Genomic DNA, 18,765 nt, shown 5'->3' with positions numbered 1-18,765 from the left:
CACGCTGCTGTCTGCATTTCGTGATATGCAGGGTGTGAGAGATGCAACCCTGTTCGGACAGACGATTCATATACTCGCAGATCAAAGTCTGTCTGAAGACGATTTTGTCAATCAGGAATCAGGCGAACCCGGGTCTGTTCAGGTCAGGCCCATTACACCTTCCCTGGAAGATGTGTTTGTTACCTTAAGCCGGGCGGAAGAACTGAATCACCAGGATACCAGCGTTTCCACTACGATGACTGCAAGCCAGAAGCAACCAGAGAAAGAGGTTCAAGCTAGCCCCGGGGATGAGTCTGCGCCAGAGCAGAAACCATCTGCCAGGCGCCCTGCTGCGGAACGGCATACCCCGGGAATTATGGCCGGGTTCTGGGCGATCCTGGTCAAAGAGTTTTCTCATGTCCGCCGCGAGCCATCAACATTACTGTTTGTGTTTGCCGTCCCCGTTCTGCAGACACTCATTTTTGGATTCGCCATTGATACACAGATTGAAAAGATTCCGACGGTGATCTTCAATCTGGATGGCCGCGCCAGTTCGCGTGAACTGCAGGACGCGTTTGCCAATACGCGCACGTTTCAGATTATAGAACCTGTCTACAATCACGAAGATTTTCGGAATGCATTCGAGTCGGGCCGCGCCAAAGTGGGGGTGACCATTCCCCCCGATTACTCTGATCGCCTGTTAAAAGGAGAACAGGTAGCGGTACAGGTTCTGATCGACGGGAGTGATTCCCAGGTGGCAACGACGGCCCTGAATGCCTCGAATCTGCTGGGGTTTAATCTCTCAACCAGCATGACAAAAAGTTTTGCAGAAAATCTGAATGTCGTACCAGCCCGCGACGCGGAGGGGCAGCCCGCGCTGCCTGTCGAGATCAGGCCGCGGCTGCTGTATAATCCGGATCTGGATAGCTCCCATTTCTTTGTTCCCGGACTGGTCGGAATTATTTTGCAGCTGGTGACCCTGTTTCTGACGTCGTTTGCGATTGTCCGGGAGCGGGAACTGGGCACACTGGAACAACTGTTTGTAACCCCCGTCAGTAAATCAGGGCTGCTGCTGGGCAAGCTGGCGCCCTATGCCCTGATCGGATTTGTTGAAACTCTGATCGTACTCACACTCATGGTCTTTTTCTTTGGCGTGCCCATTCATGGTAGTCTCTGGGAACTGCTGCTGTTGGCGCTGCTGTTCCTGATTTGCGGCCTGGGACTGGGCATGCTGGTCTCCACGGTCGCCCGGACTCAACTCCAGGCCATTCAGTTTGCCTTTCTGATAATGCTGCCTTCTGTCCTGCTGTCGGGATTCATGTTCCCCCGGTCCCAGATGCCGCTGCCTATTTACCTGGTGACCTTCATCATCCCGGTAACCTACTTCCTGGAAATTCTCAGAGGAATCGTACTGCGAGGGGCCGACCTGGTTGACCTGCTGCCTTACGTTTCAGGGCTCACACTCTGCTGCATTGCGATCATCGGCATCAGTTTAAAGAGATTCCAAAAGCAGCTCTCATAACGGCTGTTGAGAATTGGTCTCTCACCTGCTTTTCGGTAGGATAGGGGACGCGTGCCGAACTTGATGGCATCAGGCGAAGCGAAAACCGCTGAACCGGAAACTGACACCCCCTTGATTTCACCGTTCAGGAGTCCTGACTGTATGAGACTTTGTCGCTATCAATCTGAAAATCAAATTTCCTGTGGTTTCTACTCGGAAGATACCATTATCCCCTTCAGTGCTGCCGCGGAGTTGGCGGGCGTTCTCCTGGATGAGTCGGCGGGGCTGCTTCCTTTTCTCCCTGGCGGTGCGCAACGGGAATTGATTATGGCTGTCGAAACCCAACTCAAGCAGTCCATGGATGAAGAACTGTTTCCCATTTCCATCTTGACCGATGAAGTGCAGTTGCTGGTCCCTGTTCCGGAACCGTCCAAGCTGTTATTGCTGGCAGGAAATTATTCCAAGCATATTGAAGAAGGAGGGGGTAAAGCGGAAGAACGACAGAAGACCTTTCCGTATGTCTTCATGAAACCCCCATTGACAACGCTCACAAACCCGGGGCAGCCCGTGAAAATCCCCGAAGTCTCTCCCGATTACATTGACTGGGAACTCGAGCTCGGAATCGTGATCGGAAAACCCTGCAAAGGAGTTTCAGAAGCGGAAGCGCTGGACTACGTAGCTGGCTATACCGTGATCAACGACATCTCTGATCGGAAATTTCGACCCAATCCCGGGCGAACATTGCGTGAGAAAGATACCTTCTTCGACTGGCAGCACGGAAAGTGGCACGACACTTTCTGTCCCATGGGCCCGTGTGTCACACCGGCGGATGACATTCCAGACCCGCAAACTCTGCAGATGAAACTGTCAGTCAATGGGACTGTGGAACAGGACGCTTCCACTTCAGAGATGATCTTCCCGGTCGCCGCGATCATCGAATTTATATCCAGTTTTGTCCAGCTCGAACCCGGAGATGTGATTTCCACGGGAACTCCCAGTGGCGTCGGTGCTTCTAAGAATAAGTTCCTCAAAAATGGAGATGAAATGAAAGCAGAAATTGAACAGATTGGGGTATTATCCAATCCGGTTGTTTGATTTCTGACGAGTAAATTTACACTGATAATCTGCGCGTTCAGTTCAGCTGAGTGTGGTCGTTGAACGGCTTTGTTGTTCTCTTTTCGACCACACTTTTTTCATTTTTACAACAGGTCAATTCTGCATCTTATTGCAGAATGAAGCTAAATATCCGCCAAACTCTGCAGTTTCATATGGTTTAAGTCCTTTAAGCACAAATTCCTCACGATTGGCACAGCTGTTGCGTCTTACCTGAAGTAAGAAACACAAATGAAATATCGTTGGTTGCCGGGGTACACTCAATCGGGAGTGGTCACGGCGGCAGGTTCTTATCAAGGAGACAAGACCATGAAACGTGCACTCACCATTGCCACGCTGGCATGTAGTGTCTTATTTATAGGCGCCATCGAATCATCAGAAGCCAGACCACCCGCCTGGAAGCGGGCACGTAATCATTATCGCCATTTCGAACGTAATTATAATCGCGGGCGACGGCACTACAGACATCACTACAACAGATATCGGAATAATTACCGACGTTATAACCGTGGGTACTACCGCGGCTACAACAACTACTATAACCGAGGCTATCGGGGTGGATATAGCTCACCCGGTTTTGGCTTCTACTATGGATTCTGATCCATGTTTTATAATAAATCCGCCACGATCAGGAACTAGCTGATCTTGTCGGGCCGGTTCCTCTCAGCAGGTTCACGCAGGCAAAATTTCACAAGTCTCTTTCTTTTATGGTTCGGCCCGACCATTTGAGTGAGAGACTTGTTTTTTTATAGGGTCTTTACCGGCAGATTCAGCCGGTACAACGGATTTTGTTGACGTCCGATTGATCCCAACTGGTGCGATTAAGAGACAGTTTTCAAGCATTTCTCTGCTATGCAAAAAACAAGTCGCTGAATAACTCTTTTAATTTAAATGAGTTACGAACTCATAAGGGAGAAAATCAGTTTCTGGCACGCTTATCGCAATTCATTCAATAATGGCAGACGGAGGCACAGAGGATGAATGATTGAATCTCAACCGTGCTGCATTCGAGTGACAGAGAATCAGAGAGGACGCTTACCAAATTTCTGCTGCACTCATTTATGGTTCATTTTTCCAAGGAGCGAAATAATGCGAAACAAATCAGTTACGGTTGACCAGACTGGTTCAACTCCAGTCAAAAAGCGAAAAGGCCTTAAACTGGCAGTATGTATGGGACTGGTTCTGGGGGGAGCACTGTTATTCATGCCTGCTCAACAGGCAAATGCCGGTCATGGCTGCTATTCAGGCTACGGTTACGGGAGCGGTTATGGCTACGGCAGTTATGGTTACAGCCGCGGCTATTCTTATCCTTCCTATGGATCAGGCAGCTTCTATTACAGCAGTCCTTCCTTCGGGATCGGGATTTACAGTGGTGGATCCGCGTATGGACGCGGCGGATACTATGGTGGTTATCGTAGCGGATACCGCGGTGGATACCGTGGCGGGCACGGTCATCACGGACACCGTGGTCACCATGGACATCGCTAATGGCCAATGATTCCCAGGTGGGATTTTCGTTAAAGATCACTTCAATAAATGATCTTACAGGCTCTGTTTTCACGAACAGAGCCTTTTTCTATAGATACGTGGAACCACTGGCAGCTTTGGAGTGTCTCAAGATCAGGTCCGGTAAAGATCAAAAAACGTTGATACAAGTGAGTTAATAAACCGCAAAAATCCTGTATTCGGCAGCGAGAGCGGCTGAATTCGGCACAAGAGCTGGTAAAAAGATTCAAATCCAGCTTGCGAAAGACTTTAAAAGGGAGAACGCTCTCGCTAAAATACGCTTTCCCATCCGGGACAGGCACCCCTAGCTCAATTGGATAGAGCATCGGTTTACGAAACCGAAGGTTGCAGGTTCGAACCCTGCGGGGTGTACTTTGATTTCCCCTCGGGACAATCTATCATGAAAAGGCCTTCGTCATCATCACGGAGGCCTTTTTTATTCCCCCCCTCTGAAGACTGCATTCCCTGACTGAAAACGACAGAAGTGCTGAATCCCCGGATCACCGCTCATTAATAATTGATGAATCCAGCGGGAGTGACTGGATAATCATTTCGTCGAACTCTAGCCTGTGGGCTGTTTAGATGTCGTGTACTCCAAAATCGTCGGGATATCGCAAAATAGACCCAGGCGCGTCATTCTCTCACGACTGATTTCACAGCCTCAGGTTCCAGTTTAACAAAAGGTCTGGTGAATGTTTCAATGGAAGTTCTGTTCCGTCTTGTTGCTGGTCCTGGTCTGTCATAATTCGACAGGACTGGGACAGCAAACGTTTCAGTCGCCTCTCTACCAGGCGCATGCCCATAATGATTACAGGCAGAAACACCCGCTGCAGGATGCTTTGAAAAATGGCTTCTGGTCTGTCGAAGCGGACATATTTCTTGTCGAGGGAGAATTGCTCGTTGGTCACAGCCAGGATGAATTATCAAAGGACCGCACACTCCGGAAGCTATACCTCAATCCGTTAAAGAAACATTTTCAGGAGAAAAAACAGGAGTCAAATGAAAGTTCTCCACCGTTCACCTTGCTGATCGATATCAAAACAGATGGAGAAGACGTTTATCAGGTTTTACGGAATCAACTGCGGGAATATAGAGATTTCCTATATACATATCATGATGGGAAAACAATTCGTCACCCGGTGCAGGTTGTGATTTCGGGGGATCGACCTGTCAAAATGATCGCAGCGGACAATCCGCGGTTTGCAGGAATTGATGGTCGCTTGAGTGATCTCAGTTCTGATAAACCCTCCCAGTTGATGCCGCTGATCAGCGATCGCTGGACTACTCACTTTCAATATCGCGGCAAAGGGAAGATGTCCGAAACGGAACGCACAAAACTGAGGGAGATTGTCAGACAGGCACATGCTGCAGGACGACGAGTGCGTTTCTGGGCGACACCGGAATCAGAAGAACTCTGGGAGGAACTGATTGCTGCGGGAGTCGATCACATCAACACTGACAAGCTTGAAAAACTGCATGATTTCCTGTCACAGCAATCGCAGGCGCGTCCCTGAAGACCGAATCCGCATAGCAGCATTTGGTATCCAGCCGGTTTAGATTACAGAAACTACCAATTTTCTGCGTGAAACATTTTCTGTGTATCCGCACCCGAGAATACTTCGAGCTGACATTGAGAAGAAATTCTCAGCTCACACCGTATCTGATTTCCGTGACGGATGTAGACAATAGGTTAGATTCGCCCTGTTTTTTCTCTAATCAACGCGGTTTTTGGCGTAGTAAGTGAATAGCGATGCCTGTACCGGGGTTATATGATTGAAACAGTAAAGTATCCCTGCTTTGGTGTCATCGTCCCTGGTTTCAATCCCTGCAAGCAATGATGGATTTTTATGTCACCGAATGTCCGCGCGCTCATCCTGCTCGTCCTGATAATCATCATCCCGATTGCCACCTGGCTGGTTCTGCCGACATTACCTTCGCTGGGGCAGCCTGCAGAAATCTTTTCGGGGGGAACTACATACCCTGCTTCTCCAGTGAAATTTGAGCGGGCCACGGTCGGCGCCAAACCGGTGGGTTTACCACTGATCACAAATGTGCAGATTCTGGATTTTGACGGCGATGGTCAGAACGAAATCATCGCCTGCGATGCCGGGAAGGGAATTATCTCGCTGTTTAAGCAGGACGGCTCCGCCTCCTGGCAGGAAGAAGTTCTACTCACCGATCTGGCGGCACCCGCGCATGCGACCGTGGTCGACATTGATGGAGATGGCGATCTGGATATCATCGTTTCCATTCTGGGAAATCTCATGCCTGATGACCGGGTGATAGGACGCGTGGAACTCTATGAACGTGAAGGCAACGGTTATAAAAAGCATGTGATCCTGACAGATGTCCGCCGTGTGGCTGATGTCCAGCCGGGCGATTTCGACGGCGATGGCGATCTGGATCTGGCAGTGGCTGTATTCGGCTACAGCCGCGGCTCTGTCTTATGGCTGGAAAATCGGGGAGAGCTGCAGTTTCGGGATCATGAACTCTTGAATGCTCCCGGGACGATTCATGTGCCCGTCGCTGATTTTGATGGTGATGGTGATCTGGATATTGCAGCGATTGTGACACAGGATGAAGAAGAGCTCTGGGGGTTTGAAAATCTCGGAAATGGCGAGTTCAAAAAAAGGCGACTCTGGTATACCGTCAATCTTGATCTGGGGGGGGCAGGCCTCATCTATGCCGACCTTGATCAGGATGGCGATCAGGATCTGATTCTACCGGCAGGCGATAACCTGGAAGATCTCGATGCCTACCCGCAGCCTTATCATGGGTGCTATTGGTTTGAAAACAAAGGAAACTGGGAATTCGAACCACACCGCATCTCTGATCTGGGGGGAACTTACGCTGCAGATACCGGTGACATTGATGGTGATGGTGATCTGGATGTGGTGCTGGTGAGCATGACCAACGACTGGTACGACCCGAAAATGGCCAGTGTGGTCTGGTTGGAAAACGATGGAAAACAGAATTTCAAAACCTGGCAGATTGACAGCGATCCCATTCATCTCGTCACCGTTGCCGCCGGTGATCTCGACGGTGATGGCCGTGATGATCTGGTGGCTGGGGGGTTGAATCTGCGGAAACCATTTCAGAGGATTGGTCGAATCACTGCCTGGCTGAATCTACAGGAGGACAAACCATGATTCAACTTCTGCGTCTGCTCCTGATACTGCTGGTAGTTGAACTGGGATATTGTGGTTATCTGATAGCAGATCGAATGGCTCGTCCTCTGCCTGTACTGCCAGATGCAGAGTCTATTGATCCTCTGCTGATGACGGATTTTCGGGAGCTTGCCGTACAGGCCGAATCTGGTTCCAGTAAGGAGTGGATCCGCCTGGGACAGGCTTTTCTCGGACAGGGTTTTTATGGTTATGCGGAAAACTGTTTTCGACAGGCAATTCAAATGGATCCCGACGATGCGTTAGCGCAGGCCAGTTATGCCTTTTGTCTGGAACGAACGGGGCGTCTGCAGGCCAGTACGCGCGAATACGAGAAGCTGGAAGCCTTCGACGGAAAGACAGACGTACCATTTGCTAACCGTCGACACTATCTGTATGCGATAGGCCGGAATTATCTGCGCGAGGAAAATGCGGAGAAAGCTGAAGAACTGTTTCGTCTGAATAACGGATTCCAGCCGGCAGACTATCAGCTGGCCAAATTACTTGTGCGGTCGGGACGCGCGGAAGAAGCGCTGCCTTATATTGATCGGAATCTGGCAACGACTCCCAATTCGCTTGTCTTCCGTCAGTTGCAGGCGGAGGCTTTGGAATCACTGGGACGCATGGCAGAAGCAAAGCGAGCTAGAGATCAGGTCGAGCACGCTTTGTATGTGGTGGAACTGAACTTTAATACGACGTTTCTGACGCCTTACAGTAAACGCCATGGAATCTTGAGAGAGCTGGAAGCCTACAACCAGCTGCTGGAACGCAATGATATGGATTATCTGGCACAAAAGCTGGATGAAGTACTGGCTTTAATGGATGAACGTCTTCCTCAGTATAAAGCCACACTGATCAGTATGCTGGAAGTGGAATACCAGCGAAAAAATCCGGAACGGATGCTGCAGTTGATTCAGAAATTAAAAGAGAACGGTGTTGTTGATGCAGAGACCCTGCAGTTTGAAGCGGGGGCTTACATGCTGTCAGGTGATATGAAAAAAGCGGTACCCTTGCTGCAGCGGGTTTTGGAGATGTCACCTACGATTGAAGTGCATCAGACCCTGGCTGCTTATTATGATCAACAGAAGGATCTCAAGAAACGCGACTATCATCAGGCAAAGATGGCGTTACTGTATGCCATGATGAGTTTTCGTAACAATCAACTGAAATCCGCTGAAGAAGCAATAGAACGTTCTGTGGAGCTGAACCCGGAAGATCCTCAAGCCTGGTTTTACAATGCAGAAATTAAACGGCTGCTGGGGAAAACAGAAGCCGCAAAAAAGAGCTACGAGCGTTGCCTTGCATTAAATCCCAACCATGGTCGAGCCATCAGGGAGCTGGATCATATCAATACGCCGCAAAAATTGCAGGCCGCTGACAAATTGGACTTCTGACGTTGAGTAACTTAATTATTCCCAGGACATAAAACAGGGGCTCATCAAAATGTTGACGAGCCCCCTTTATCAGATAGACGCTATGGTGTGATGTCCTCTAGAATTCACCAACCACTTCACCCCCGTTGCGGGTGACGAGTTTGTGGTAGGTGGTATTGGATCCGCCAGCGCTCATGTTTTCGCTGACAAAACGAACGCGTCCATCAGTAAACAGCATATGCACGCCGCCGACATGTGAGCTGGAAGCACACCAGTCATCGCCCCATGTCGCAGCGGAGCCATTGATCAGATAAGTGGCATTCCCACCGCCGAAATTAGTGACGTCGTAATGCAGAACGCCGGGATGCCAGGTGGATGTGGAAGAGGTATAACGGGGGCCAATCCACAATCCACCCTGCCAGTTACAGGGGGTGGTTCCGCCACAGTTCGTTGAGTTGCCGCCATCATTCTGAGTAGTACGTTCAGAAACTAATACCGTATTACTCGTACCGTCTGTGATGTCGCGGATTCTTGTATCGGAATTACCATACAGAATACCGTTGCTGGTGGTGGCAGCTGCCGTACCGTGGCTACCCAGGTAGTTCGATTTTCCAAAGCTGTTTTTATCGGTGTTCACGCCACCCATCGGATCGGAAGGGCAGATGTAGGCTGGCAAAACTGTTTTCGCCAGCTCGGATGCGCTGACACTCCAGTGCTCACCGAACTGGTTGGTCTGGGAAGATAACTGATTATAGAGCGGCGCCTGGTCCATGAAGGGAAGGATGAATCCTCCCCAGCCCAGCCCATTATTATTCGCGCTGGGATCTGCTGTTTTCGAACCAGAGAAATCAAGTTCATTATCAATAAATCCGGGAGGAAATACACGGTGTGTCTCATGATAGTTATGCAGCGCAAGACCGATCTGCTTCAGATTGTTTTTGCAAGTGCTGCGACGGGCTGCTTCACGTGCCTGCTGCACTGCTGGCAGGAGCAATGCAATTAAAATGGCAATGATGGCAATAACCACCAGCAATTCGATCAGCGTGAAACCACGCTGCCACATAGAGCGGAATCGGGACGGTAGACGTTTCATGATCTGTACCTTCTATGAAATAAATAAAGATAAATTGTGATCAATTGATAGTGTCTGAGTGAGACAGGAGATGCTTCTCTGCCAGAAAAATTGAAGAGCCTTCAGGGAAGTCGGCACCACGGCAATAGCGTGGCAGACGGGTCGGAATTTCCCTCGTAAGTGCCTGAAGCATCTATTGATAATTTTAGGGAATTTAGCGACAGGACATCCAGTGAACATAGAATTTCACTGGTTAACTTCGCGAATATATGGCTGGGAGATTCAGGTTAACAGGAATAACCCGACTTTGAAAATGGCTTCGTTGAAACACCCTGCCATGGACACTTAGCTGTCTCAAAAATGTGGATGATATTTAATGAAGCTAAGGAATGAGTTCTGCAAAAATGAAAGCCCGATCACTTCAGAAAGATGTGATCGGGCTTTACTGTTAATTAGCAGAATCGCTGATAATGCTGAGGATTAAAACTCGCCAATGATTTCCTTTTTGTTAGGAGTCACCAGGGCCAGGTAAGTTCCCAGGTTGATGTTCTCTGACAGGAAGCGAACACTGCCATCGCCGAGAACAATATGGATTCCACCTTCATGGCTGCTGGATGCAATCCATGAAGCACCCCAGGTCGCTGATGAGCCATTGATGTTATAAGTAGTGCTACCACCACCACTGTTACCAACATCCAGTGAGGATAAACCTGGGTGCCAGGCAACCGTGCTGCCGGACAGGCGAGGCCCAATCCACAGTCCGCCACTCCAGTTACAGGGATTACCGCCACAGTTGGTTGAAGTACTGCCATCATTTTCGGTTGTACGTTCCACGACAAAAATCGTGTTGGTAGTTCCATCGGTGATGGTTTTCATTCTGGTGGGGGAATTCACATACATCACTCCGTTACGTGCATTGGCACTGGTGGCTGAACTGGCCAGGTAATTCGATTTACCAAAGCTGTTCATATCCGTATTGATGCCTTCCATCGGGTCGGTCGGACAGATAAATGCAGGAAGTACTGTTTTCGCAGCGGGGATGGCGTCTGCAACGCTTCCTGATCCATCGTGATTTGAATCCTGCCAGTTGTAGGCAAAGCCGCCTGTCTGTGTTCCGATCAGGTTGTACAATGGAGCCTGATCCATAAAGGGCAGAAGCATGGTTCCCCATCCCAGACCATTCAGGTTGTCCGGTGCCAGATGGGATGTATCTGTGGCAGGAGTATTATCGATGTAAGCCGGCGGGAAAATACGATGTGTTTCATGATAGTTGTGTAACGCCAGTCCGATCTGCTTCATGTTATTTTTACATGTGCTGCGTCGGGCTGCCTCCCGTGCCTGCTGGACTGCCGGCAAGAGCAATGCAATCAGGATAGCAATAATGGCGATTACAACCAGGAGTTCGATTAGAGTAAAACCGAATTTAAAAAATGATATGCCTTTGCGTTCAACTTGTCTCATCAGTATCGTTACCTCCAGAATAAGAAAATGAAGTGGTAATTGAAGTGGATAAAGAACGAATAAACTCGAGCGAAGCTATTCCGTGAAACTTTGAAACTAAAGTTGTGATTATTTTATAGCGGTGGATGAAAATTTAATTATCGAGGTATCTTTCAAAGATCTATCAATGTTAGTGGCGGGGATTCACTCTCTTGACTCCATTGGGATGAGAAATGTGTTGGCTATCCCGAACATATCTATTATGACCGAAATATCAATAAAATATAACTGGAAAACGGCCAGGATTTAAATTTGGCGCATTGAAAATGACACACCGAATCAAACACGCTAGCGTATGTTCACATTGAATGTACACTGTATTGAGTGGTGTTTGTGTTAAGATGATACGCATCCACACTCTGGTCTAATGAAAGTTAAGTTATTTACTTGGATTCCAACTGGAAATCAAAGGTATTGGCTCCCGCTTTCACATCTGCTGTCAGTGTGGTCTTCGAATTGTATTTAGCAGGAATGGGATCCTTGTAAACTTGTCCGGGAGGGGTCGGGTTTTCCTGTGGTGTGGTGATGCTCACAGTATGTTTGCCGATGACTGCCCCTTTGGTTTCTGCCAGATAACCCAGTTCATAATTGCCGGCTTCATCAGTACGGGCAATCGATGGTCGGCCATTTTCCGGAGTGAAAGACACCATCACATTCGACAGTGGTTGACCATCCATGGTGACCACTCCCGTCACTGTTCCCAGATCGGGTTGATCACTGCCACCGCTGTCGCCACAACCGGCAAGCAAGCAAAAAGTGAGGATGAACAGACACAAACTTTCGAACGACTTGAGTAACTTCATTTTCACTCCTGATACGATATAAGAACAGCTGCAATCCGGAGAAACAGATTGCTATAATTGAGCTCGGAATCAATAAATCATACCCATGTATTTATCTTAATGTCAAACTGATCTGAGCCTGTTCTCGGCAAGTGCAGAATGAAATGCTAAGATTCAGCCACATTAAATAACAGGCCTATACAACGTTCATATTCTTAAGTTCTATTCGAAATACACTCCCGAAACGACTATCAGTCAATCGGAGCAGCAAACGACCGTAAAGTTTAATTAAGTATACTACTCAGTCAGGAAGGAGTAGCCAGATGCAGGTCTGGGTTGATGCAGATGCCTGTCCGGCAGAAATCAAAGAAGTGCTGTTTCGCGCCGCGAAGCGAACGCAGATCAAAGTCACCCTGGTGGCCAATCAGCCGCTGCGCACACCCCGCTCCGAGTTTGTCGACAGCCTGCTCGTTCCTGCAGGATTAAACGTGGCCGACCAGCGGATTGTTGAACTGACCGCAGCAGGCGATCTGGTGGTAACAGCTGATATCCCTCTGGCAGCGCAAGTAGTAGAGAAAGGTGCGCAGGCACTTAATCCGCGTGGTACACTTTACACTGACGAAAACGTCGGGCAACGACTCGCGTCCCGGGATCTGATGGACGACCTGCGGGGCGAAGGACTGGTGACAGGCGGTCCCGCCAACTTCAATGCCAAAGATCGCCAGGCGTTCGCCAATCAACTGGATCGCTGGTTGACCGCCGCTAAAAAACAACGCCCGGCAAGCTAACTCACCGGGCGTTGACTGTTTCAGTTTGAAAAAGCTTAAATCATCTTCGTGATGTGATAGTGCTGATCTTCAGAAATATCGACTTCGGCCAGATCGCCGGCCCGTTCAATCAGACGTTTACAGTCGGCATTCAGATTTCGCAGGTGCAGGCATTTGCCTTCCTGGCGATAACGTTCTGCAATCTTGTTAATCGCTTCAATCGCTGACTGATCGTAAACGCGCGAGAAGTAAAAATCGATCGCCACGATCGGCGGATCATTCACCGGATCCAGCAACTCACGAAAACTGCTCACCGAGGCAAAGAACAGCGGGCCATGCAGCTGGTACACTTTTTTGTCGTCATCTTCGAAGTGAATGTCAGCCATCATATGAGTCGCATGGTGCCAGGCGAAGATCAATGCCTGCACGATGATTCCCAGTAAAACAGCGACTGCCAGATTGTGGAACAACACCGTATAACCGGCCACCAGTACCATCACCAGCACATCGCTTTTGGGAACTCGATTCCAGGTGTGCAGCGTACTCCATTCGAACGTTCCAATCACCACCATGAACATCACACCCACCAGCGCTGCCATGGGCACCATGGAGATCACAGGCTTCAACAGCACAACCAGGACCAACAGACCCACGGCTCCGACGACACCCGACAGACGCCCGCGCCCGCCTGAGTTCACGTTGATCAGTGACTGGCCAATCATCGCACAGCCGCCCATGCCCCCAAACAGGCCACAGACAATGTTCGCAGCACCCTGGCCAATACATTCCCGATTACCGCTGCCCCGGGTCTCGGTTATTTCATCAATCAACGTCAGCGTCATCAGCGATTCAATCAATCCGACCCCTGCCAGGATCAGAGAAAACGGAAGGATAATCAGCAGCGTTTCCCAGGAAAACGGCGCCAGTACATACCGCGAATCCAGGAAGAACAGCATTGGCAGCGGCTCTTTTGCCGGCTGTACCGAAGCCACTACCGTTGCGATTTGTGTTTCATTTAAAACGGAAGTCGCGGCAGGCTGTTCTGTCGCATCCACTTTTTCAGACGCCAGTGCTTTCTGCTCAGCTTCCGTAACCGCTTTCGCTTTCAGATTATTCATCATCAGGTCGTCCACGGTCTGGACAACATTATTCTGTCCGGCAGGAATCCAGTTCTCCGGGGCGAATTTATTGATTCCGACCGCGATCACGGAGACCATGATAATAGCGGCCAGCGAACTCGGCACCGCTTTCGTCAGTTTGGGAAGCAGAACAATCACCGCCATCGTGAGGGCAACCAGACCGATCATAATTGTCATGGGAGTCCCCGACAGAAACGTCATCGTTCCATCAGCGCCCAGCGTTTTGAAACTTCCGATCTGGGCCAGACCAATCACGATCGCCAGTCCATTCACAAATCCCAGCATCACCGAGTGAGGCACCAGGCGAATCAGTTTACCCAGCCGCAACACGCCTACTGTAACCTGCAGCAGACCACACAGAATGACAGCGGGAAACAGGTACTGAATTCCATGCATGGCGACCAGGGAGACGATCACCACGGCCATCGCGCCGGTGGCTCCGGAAATCATACCGGGGCGGCCCCCAGCCAGGGCACTGACAAAACCAATAAAAAATGCGGAGTACAGACCAACGGTCGGAGGAACTCCTGCGACGAATGCGAAAGCAACTGCTTCCGGCACCAGCGCCAGAGACACCGTTAAACCTGACAGTACATCATCCTTGACAGAAGCCTTATGCTTCGAAAAAAACGCTAACATCAAATCTCCAATAACATTCTCAAGGTTTGTCTGCACAGTTAGCCTGGAACGCGAACCTTTCGCCAGCAGACTCTCCGTGCCAACACGGAAACGGGGGTGCACAGGAAACGAAGCGCTCAAGTGCAAAAGCAGGCTTGAATTTCAGAATCGCAGTCGCGCAATTCCGGATATTCAAGCTTCAGCAACACAAACTATTGGTCCATCAATCCTGTATTAATCAGATGGGCAATGTCAGGCGAGCGCGTCAACGAGCGCATATCATTTCGGCCAACATGCCAATTCAGGTCTGATAAGACACTTTTCAATGTTCAGATTCAAGCAGAACCTTTCGACGAGACGCTAAACCATCACAGGGAGCGCGTTGCAGAATAATCGGGTGGGACGTTGAAGGGCTTAACCTTTTCGAGCTGAAGACGTACTGTCCCTCAGTTCTTTACTAATCCACGACCTTTGTAATGCATTCTGCCACCTGTCACAAGCGGGAACCTGTAAGAAACACCGATTTTATGCCACATTCATCTGTTATTCACATTATTTTTCAGGATCTGGTACAGATCAGTATTCTGATTTCTGTGTCTGAAAGATGAACAATGCCTGCTTGTCTGTATTCCACCATCGCCACATGAGAAACTCTTCCAATACCTGATGCTCAAAGTACGCTTTCTCAACACGAAATAAAAACCCCGGTGGAACGGACTGCGAAAGTCGTTCAACATTCAGAGAAGCCGGGATGGTCCCGAATAAAATTCGGGACGAGCGCAGCGAGCAGGAAGTTGCAGCAGACGCGTTCCTTCTCGCTTCGGGTTCCTTTTACTCAGCGCCCGGTCTGATCTTCCATCAGGCGGCGTGCTTCCAGCGTCGCCGTTTCCCAGTCTCCTGCATTTGCTGATGCCACAATCTCATTCAACCAGTCTGCTTCCCGTTCATTGATCTCTTTTTCTTTGAGGGAACTCTGAATCAACGTCTGCACCGTTTCCAGACGTTCCTTGCTCTTCTGATTACAGACTGAGTACAGAGCTTTGGAAATTTCATACGTTTTCGGAGAAACAGCCGGGTAGCCACAGCCACTGGAAAGCAGCAGTGGCATCTGAAACAAGACGGTCGAAAACAGGATGGTTCGATTTCGCATTAAAACTCTCCAATCACTTCACCCTCGTTGATACTCGAGAGTTCCGCCCACAGCAGCAGGTCGATATTTTCAGAAACGAACCGCACCGAGCCATCACCCATGCAGACATGCCCGCCCCCCGTGTGCTCGGAGTACATCTGGCCGACGTGATAAGTCGGGAAATTGACAGGATGGACGATCGGAAAGCCGGTGATGTCAAGCTCTCCCCCCGAAGGGCCTGCGTGAATCAACGCCAGCGTCGCAGCCGCATCCGGTCCGTTCTCAGGAGAAGTAAACTGCGGATGCGTAAACGCGCCCGGCACCACACCCACCCAGGTTTTATCACTCAGTTTCGACGAATGCTCGCCCAGGAAAATCGTATTGGAAGTTCCATCCGTCACGTCTCGCATCCGCGTTCTTGAGTTTCGAAAGAAAGGCCCGTCTGCGACTTTCGAAGCATCGCCATTGATGGTCACCGTTTTAGTGGTCTTGGTATAAATGTTCGTGAAAACCTCACCTGTTGTACTCGAACCACATTCCCCCCAGCACGATTCCTGACCATGACTGGCTACATAATGCGAACGACCAAATCGCAGCTGAGAACCCCCTTTGAGCAGCGGACTTCCACTGGCATCCTGTACGAGAAACGGCTCATCTCCCCCCGAAGAACTCGGACAGAGAAAGACCGGCAGCTTCGTCTGGGCGGCACTTAAATTAGCCAGATCCCAGCAGGGCAGATTCAGATTCAACGCGTTATACAAAGGAGCCTGATCCATATAAGGCAGCAGCATCGTTCCCCAGGTCCAGCCCGGAGCCGCATCCCAGGTAGCAGGATCAATGGCTGCCCAGGCAGGTCCGGAGCCGTTACTGGTTCCATACGAATAATAGCCCGCAGGAAACGAGGAATGCGTATCGTGATAATTATGCAACGCGATTCCCAGCTGCTTCAGATTGTTTTTGCACTGACTGCGTCGCGCCGCTTCACGTGCCTGCTGGACCGCCGGCAGCAACAGAGCAATCAGCGTCGCGATGATGGCAATGACGACAAGAAGTTCAATCAGCGTAAATCCACGAGTCTTTAACTGCTGGTGGGATAGATTCATTCGAAAAGCCTTGATACTTCTTTAAAGGTGGTAAATTTAAAAATGTAGCATGGGCTACACTTTGTCGTATTGTAGCCACGGCTACATTTCTGTCAATCGAAAACCGGGAAAATTCTTGCCGGGTTCCCGGATTACCCTCCCTGCTGTTGAATTTAAATCCGGGTGACGAGCGACTGTCAGCAGGATCCTCTCATTGAGGTTCACTTTGATTCCTGAAAACAGACCACCGCTGATCAGACTTCCCGCAGCGAAACAAATTCCACTTGACCTGCTCGCGCCGATCGCGATTCTCTTATATCTGAGTCGCGCGCGTGTCCAGTTTCTGTTCAACTGAATGTTTCTGAACCAGTTTGTTCCAGCACCATAAAACTCAACTGATTTTTGCAAAAATGACCGATTCCTGTTTTTCACTTGTTCCCGATTCACAGTCGAATAACCTGCGGATCGACACACTTCAGTCCGCTACCGCCCCGGCATCGACCCGGTTCAGGCTTGGATCGCCCCTGTATCAACCCGTATCGCCACAGCCAGTTAGAGCTTATTACCGGCAGACTCCCTCTGAAAGCAGATGACATGACTGGTCTCCTCATGAAAAAACTCCATTACAAAAAGTGAAAGCAGAAAACAGTCCAGCCGTACCAGCGCTGATCGGTTACCCACAGCAGGTCGGCACTGCCTGACGGTACGTGCGAACGGATCGCCCGGCGTAATCAACTATTTTACCGAAGGGCACAGGTGGCGAGAGAGCAACTGCGGGAAGTGAAAATCCTGAGCAGTGCAGAGCCACTGATGAATGTGCTGCAGTTTCCGCAGCAGGCGCTTAACGTCGTTGCATCACAATTGTCGCCGTTTGAGTTCTCAGCGATTCCAGGGTGATGCCCTGCTGACGCTGCAGTTGTCCCAGTCTGATATCACCACTGAAATCGGGGTGAGTTAATTTGAGCCCCAGTTCAGGCGCGTCAGGCAGGGCCTCTCGCACACGGGGATGAAATTGAAGCTGGTCGTCTGCTGGAACATTATTGAGTCGCCAGCGACCGTCGGCATCCGTTACCACATCATCCTTCTCAGCCAGACACGACTGCGGCTCAGGGCGAAATCCTGGCTGCCGTGGTGTGTTATCGAACATCGCCAGCGGGGTGATTGATGTGATATTTTCAACGGCAACCCGGACGCCGGCAATCGGTTGTCCCTGTTCGTCTTTGACGATACCACCAATCGACGTCCCCCGTTCCAGTTGAAACGTGAATTCATCCGGAATCTGACCCCCATCGGTCTGAAATTCCCGCGCCCACCAGGCATGCAGCGGACAGTATTTGTCTTTACTGACCCACATCCGCAGATCGACGTTTTTGCCTTTCATTTCCAGCACAGCGATGCCCCGTGCGTCTGTTGTATGATGGCTATTCTCGAGCAGATGTTTCTCCGCGGCTTCCGCGAAAAAACAATGGTTCTGAAAGATCCGGACATCAGCAAGGGGCTGCCGGTCTGCATCAATCACGCGAACCGTTAACGTTCGAATCCGAAAGGGTTTGACAGCACTCACCGGCTTTTCAGCCATCAGGACTTCGGGAATAATTACCGTGAACAGACCGGCAACGGCAGCAAGGATCATAATCAGAAATCGACGAGTCATATCTATTTCAAATCGCTGCACAGTGATAACTCCCTAATGTGAACTGATCGAATGACCAAAGGTATCACCGACCCCCAAAACGGTCAAGATGAGCCGCAACCCAGACCCCATGAGTCGATTTCAGGGATGTCGGCAGCTGACGGGAAACGATCAGATCATCTCACCGAACGGGCAAATAATCACCTGCTCAACTTTAATAATATCCATTCAGTAGACTCAATCATTGATGTCACGGAAAGATGGCCCCCGAGTCCATGATCACATTCTCAAAACAATGTCTGATACAAGTACATCAATCCGATTCAGCTACATCAGATAGACGGCGGAATGCGACTCTGGTTAGAATCAAACCTTGAATCCATACAACTTCGAACAACATCGAAAGG

Annotated in this window: 15 protein-coding genes and 1 tRNA gene; 9 read left to right on the top strand and 7 right to left on the bottom strand. The window is 49.9% G+C overall.

Annotation, left to right across the window (positions count from 1 at the left end; all coding sequences use genetic code 11):
• The 8 genes from AACZ40_RS12480 to AACZ40_RS12445 all read left to right on the top strand — a co-directional run.
• A partial coding sequence (locus AACZ40_RS12480) for an ABC transporter permease (protein ID WP_339674570.1) occupies window positions 1-1,501 on the top strand: 1,501 nt, incomplete at its 5' end.
• A 141-nt stretch (window positions 1,502-1,642) separates the two neighbouring features.
• A complete protein-coding gene (locus tag AACZ40_RS12475; protein ID WP_291171664.1) occupies window positions 1,643-2,575 on the top strand; it encodes a fumarylacetoacetate hydrolase family protein in 933 nt (310 codons plus the stop codon).
• A 327-nt stretch (window positions 2,576-2,902) separates the two neighbouring features.
• Entirely contained in the window at window positions 2,903-3,193 is a 291-nt protein-coding gene (locus tag AACZ40_RS12470; RefSeq protein WP_291171667.1) for a hypothetical protein, read from the top strand.
• Window positions 3,194-3,682: 489 nt separating this feature from the next.
• Entirely contained in the window at window positions 3,683-4,081 is a 399-nt protein-coding gene (locus tag AACZ40_RS12465; RefSeq protein ID WP_291171668.1) for a hypothetical protein, read from the top strand.
• A 316-nt stretch (window positions 4,082-4,397) separates the two neighbouring features.
• A tRNA-Arg gene (locus AACZ40_RS12460) sits at window positions 4,398-4,471 on the top strand.
• A 320-nt stretch (window positions 4,472-4,791) separates the two neighbouring features.
• Entirely contained in the window at window positions 4,792-5,613 is an 822-nt protein-coding gene (locus tag AACZ40_RS12455; protein WP_291171671.1) for a phosphatidylinositol-specific phospholipase C/glycerophosphodiester phosphodiesterase family protein, read from the top strand.
• A gap of 333 nt (window positions 5,614-5,946) precedes the next feature.
• Window positions 5,947-7,248, top strand: a complete 1,302-nt coding sequence (locus AACZ40_RS12450; protein ID WP_291171674.1) for a VCBS repeat-containing protein — start codon at window positions 5,947-5,949, stop codon at window positions 7,246-7,248.
• Complete coding sequence (locus AACZ40_RS12445; protein WP_339674566.1) at window positions 7,245-8,657, top strand: tetratricopeptide repeat protein; 1,413 nt, start codon at window positions 7,245-7,247, stop codon at window positions 8,655-8,657. The genes AACZ40_RS12450 and AACZ40_RS12445 overlap by 4 nt, the downstream gene beginning before the upstream one ends.
• A 97-nt stretch (window positions 8,658-8,754) precedes the next feature.
• On the opposite strand, the gene AACZ40_RS12440 is transcribed toward AACZ40_RS12445, so the two are convergent.
• The 3 genes from AACZ40_RS12440 to AACZ40_RS12430 all read right to left on the bottom strand — a co-directional run bounded on the left by AACZ40_RS12440 (window position 8,755) and on the right by AACZ40_RS12430 (window position 12,011).
• Window positions 8,755-9,729 (bottom strand): DUF1559 domain-containing protein, encoded by a 975-nt coding sequence (locus AACZ40_RS12440; RefSeq protein WP_291171680.1) that lies wholly within the window; start codon window positions 9,727-9,729, stop codon window positions 8,755-8,757.
• Between the two features lie 459 nt (window positions 9,730-10,188).
• The gene (locus AACZ40_RS12435) at window positions 10,189-11,169 is read right to left on the bottom strand and encodes a DUF1559 domain-containing protein (protein WP_291171683.1); all 981 of its coding nucleotides are present in this window, start codon (window positions 11,167-11,169) and stop codon (window positions 10,189-10,191) included.
• Window positions 11,170-11,591: 422 nt separating this feature from the next.
• Window positions 11,592-12,011, bottom strand: coding sequence for a hypothetical protein (locus AACZ40_RS12430; RefSeq protein WP_291171686.1), 420 nt, complete (start codon window positions 12,009-12,011; stop codon window positions 11,592-11,594).
• A 302-nt stretch (window positions 12,012-12,313) separates the two neighbouring features.
• Here AACZ40_RS12430 and AACZ40_RS12425 point away from each other — a divergent pair, with 302 nt between their 5' ends.
• Complete coding sequence (locus AACZ40_RS12425) at window positions 12,314-12,778, top strand: YaiI/YqxD family protein (RefSeq protein WP_291171688.1); 465 nt, start codon at window positions 12,314-12,316, stop codon at window positions 12,776-12,778.
• Window positions 12,779-12,813: 35 nt separating this feature from the next.
• Here AACZ40_RS12425 and AACZ40_RS12420 read toward each other — a convergent pair whose 3' ends face one another.
• From AACZ40_RS12420 to AACZ40_RS12405, 4 genes are all read right to left on the bottom strand, one after another.
• The gene (locus AACZ40_RS12420; protein WP_291171691.1) at window positions 12,814-14,535 is read right to left on the bottom strand and encodes a SulP family inorganic anion transporter; all 1,722 of its coding nucleotides are present in this window, start codon (window positions 14,533-14,535) and stop codon (window positions 12,814-12,816) included.
• An 814-nt stretch (window positions 14,536-15,349) separates the two neighbouring features.
• Entirely contained in the window at window positions 15,350-15,664 is a 315-nt protein-coding gene (locus tag AACZ40_RS12415) for a hypothetical protein (protein WP_291171694.1), read from the bottom strand.
• Entirely contained in the window at window positions 15,664-16,746 is a 1,083-nt protein-coding gene (locus tag AACZ40_RS12410) for a DUF1559 domain-containing protein (RefSeq protein WP_291171697.1), read from the bottom strand. Before AACZ40_RS12410 ends, AACZ40_RS12415 begins: the two co-directional genes overlap by 1 nt.
• Window positions 16,747-17,566: 820 nt before the next feature.
• Window positions 17,567-18,379, bottom strand: coding sequence for a hypothetical protein (locus AACZ40_RS12405; protein WP_339674563.1), 813 nt, complete (start codon window positions 18,377-18,379; stop codon window positions 17,567-17,569).
• Window positions 18,380-18,765 lie beyond the last annotated feature (386 nt).

This window comes from uncultured Gimesia sp. (genome assembly GCF_963972345.1).
In the GTDB taxonomy this organism is placed as follows: domain Bacteria; phylum Planctomycetota; class Planctomycetia; order Planctomycetales; family Planctomycetaceae; genus Gimesia.
Note: the sequence above shows the minus strand (reverse complement) of the source record. Positions and strands in the feature narration are given on the sequence as shown.

What these genes read in the sequence shown, in the direction of transcription:
- AACZ40_RS12475 (WP_291171664.1), top strand. Translation starts at nt 1,643, where the DNA reads ATGAGACTTTGTCGCTATCAATCTGAAAATCAAATTTCCTGTGGTTTC.
- AACZ40_RS12470 (WP_291171667.1), top strand. Translation starts at nt 2,903, where the DNA reads ATGAAACGTGCACTCACCATTGCCACGCTGGCATGTAGTGTCTTATTT.
- AACZ40_RS12465 (WP_291171668.1), top strand. Translation starts at nt 3,683, where the DNA reads ATGCGAAACAAATCAGTTACGGTTGACCAGACTGGTTCAACTCCAGTC.
- AACZ40_RS12455 (WP_291171671.1), top strand. Translation starts at nt 4,792, where the DNA reads ATGTTTCAATGGAAGTTCTGTTCCGTCTTGTTGCTGGTCCTGGTCTGT.
- AACZ40_RS12450 (WP_291171674.1), top strand. Translation starts at nt 5,947, where the DNA reads ATGTCACCGAATGTCCGCGCGCTCATCCTGCTCGTCCTGATAATCATC.
- AACZ40_RS12445 (WP_339674566.1), top strand. Translation starts at nt 7,245, where the DNA reads ATGATTCAACTTCTGCGTCTGCTCCTGATACTGCTGGTAGTTGAACTG.
- AACZ40_RS12440 (WP_291171680.1), bottom strand. Translation starts at nt 9,729, where the DNA reads ATGAAACGTCTACCGTCCCGATTCCGCTCTATGTGGCAGCGTGGTTTC.
- AACZ40_RS12435 (WP_291171683.1), bottom strand. Translation starts at nt 11,169, where the DNA reads ATGAGACAAGTTGAACGCAAAGGCATATCATTTTTTAAATTCGGTTTT.
- AACZ40_RS12430 (WP_291171686.1), bottom strand. Translation starts at nt 12,011, where the DNA reads ATGAAGTTACTCAAGTCGTTCGAAAGTTTGTGTCTGTTCATCCTCACT.
- AACZ40_RS12425 (WP_291171688.1), top strand. Translation starts at nt 12,314, where the DNA reads ATGCAGGTCTGGGTTGATGCAGATGCCTGTCCGGCAGAAATCAAAGAA.
- AACZ40_RS12420 (WP_291171691.1), bottom strand. Translation starts at nt 14,535, where the DNA reads ATGTTAGCGTTTTTTTCGAAGCATAAGGCTTCTGTCAAGGATGATGTA.
- AACZ40_RS12415 (WP_291171694.1), bottom strand. Translation starts at nt 15,664, where the DNA reads ATGCGAAATCGAACCATCCTGTTTTCGACCGTCTTGTTTCAGATGCCA.
- AACZ40_RS12410 (WP_291171697.1), bottom strand. Translation starts at nt 16,746, where the DNA reads ATGAATCTATCCCACCAGCAGTTAAAGACTCGTGGATTTACGCTGATT.
- AACZ40_RS12405 (WP_339674563.1), bottom strand. Translation starts at nt 18,379, where the DNA reads ATGACTCGTCGATTTCTGATTATGATCCTTGCTGCCGTTGCCGGTCTG.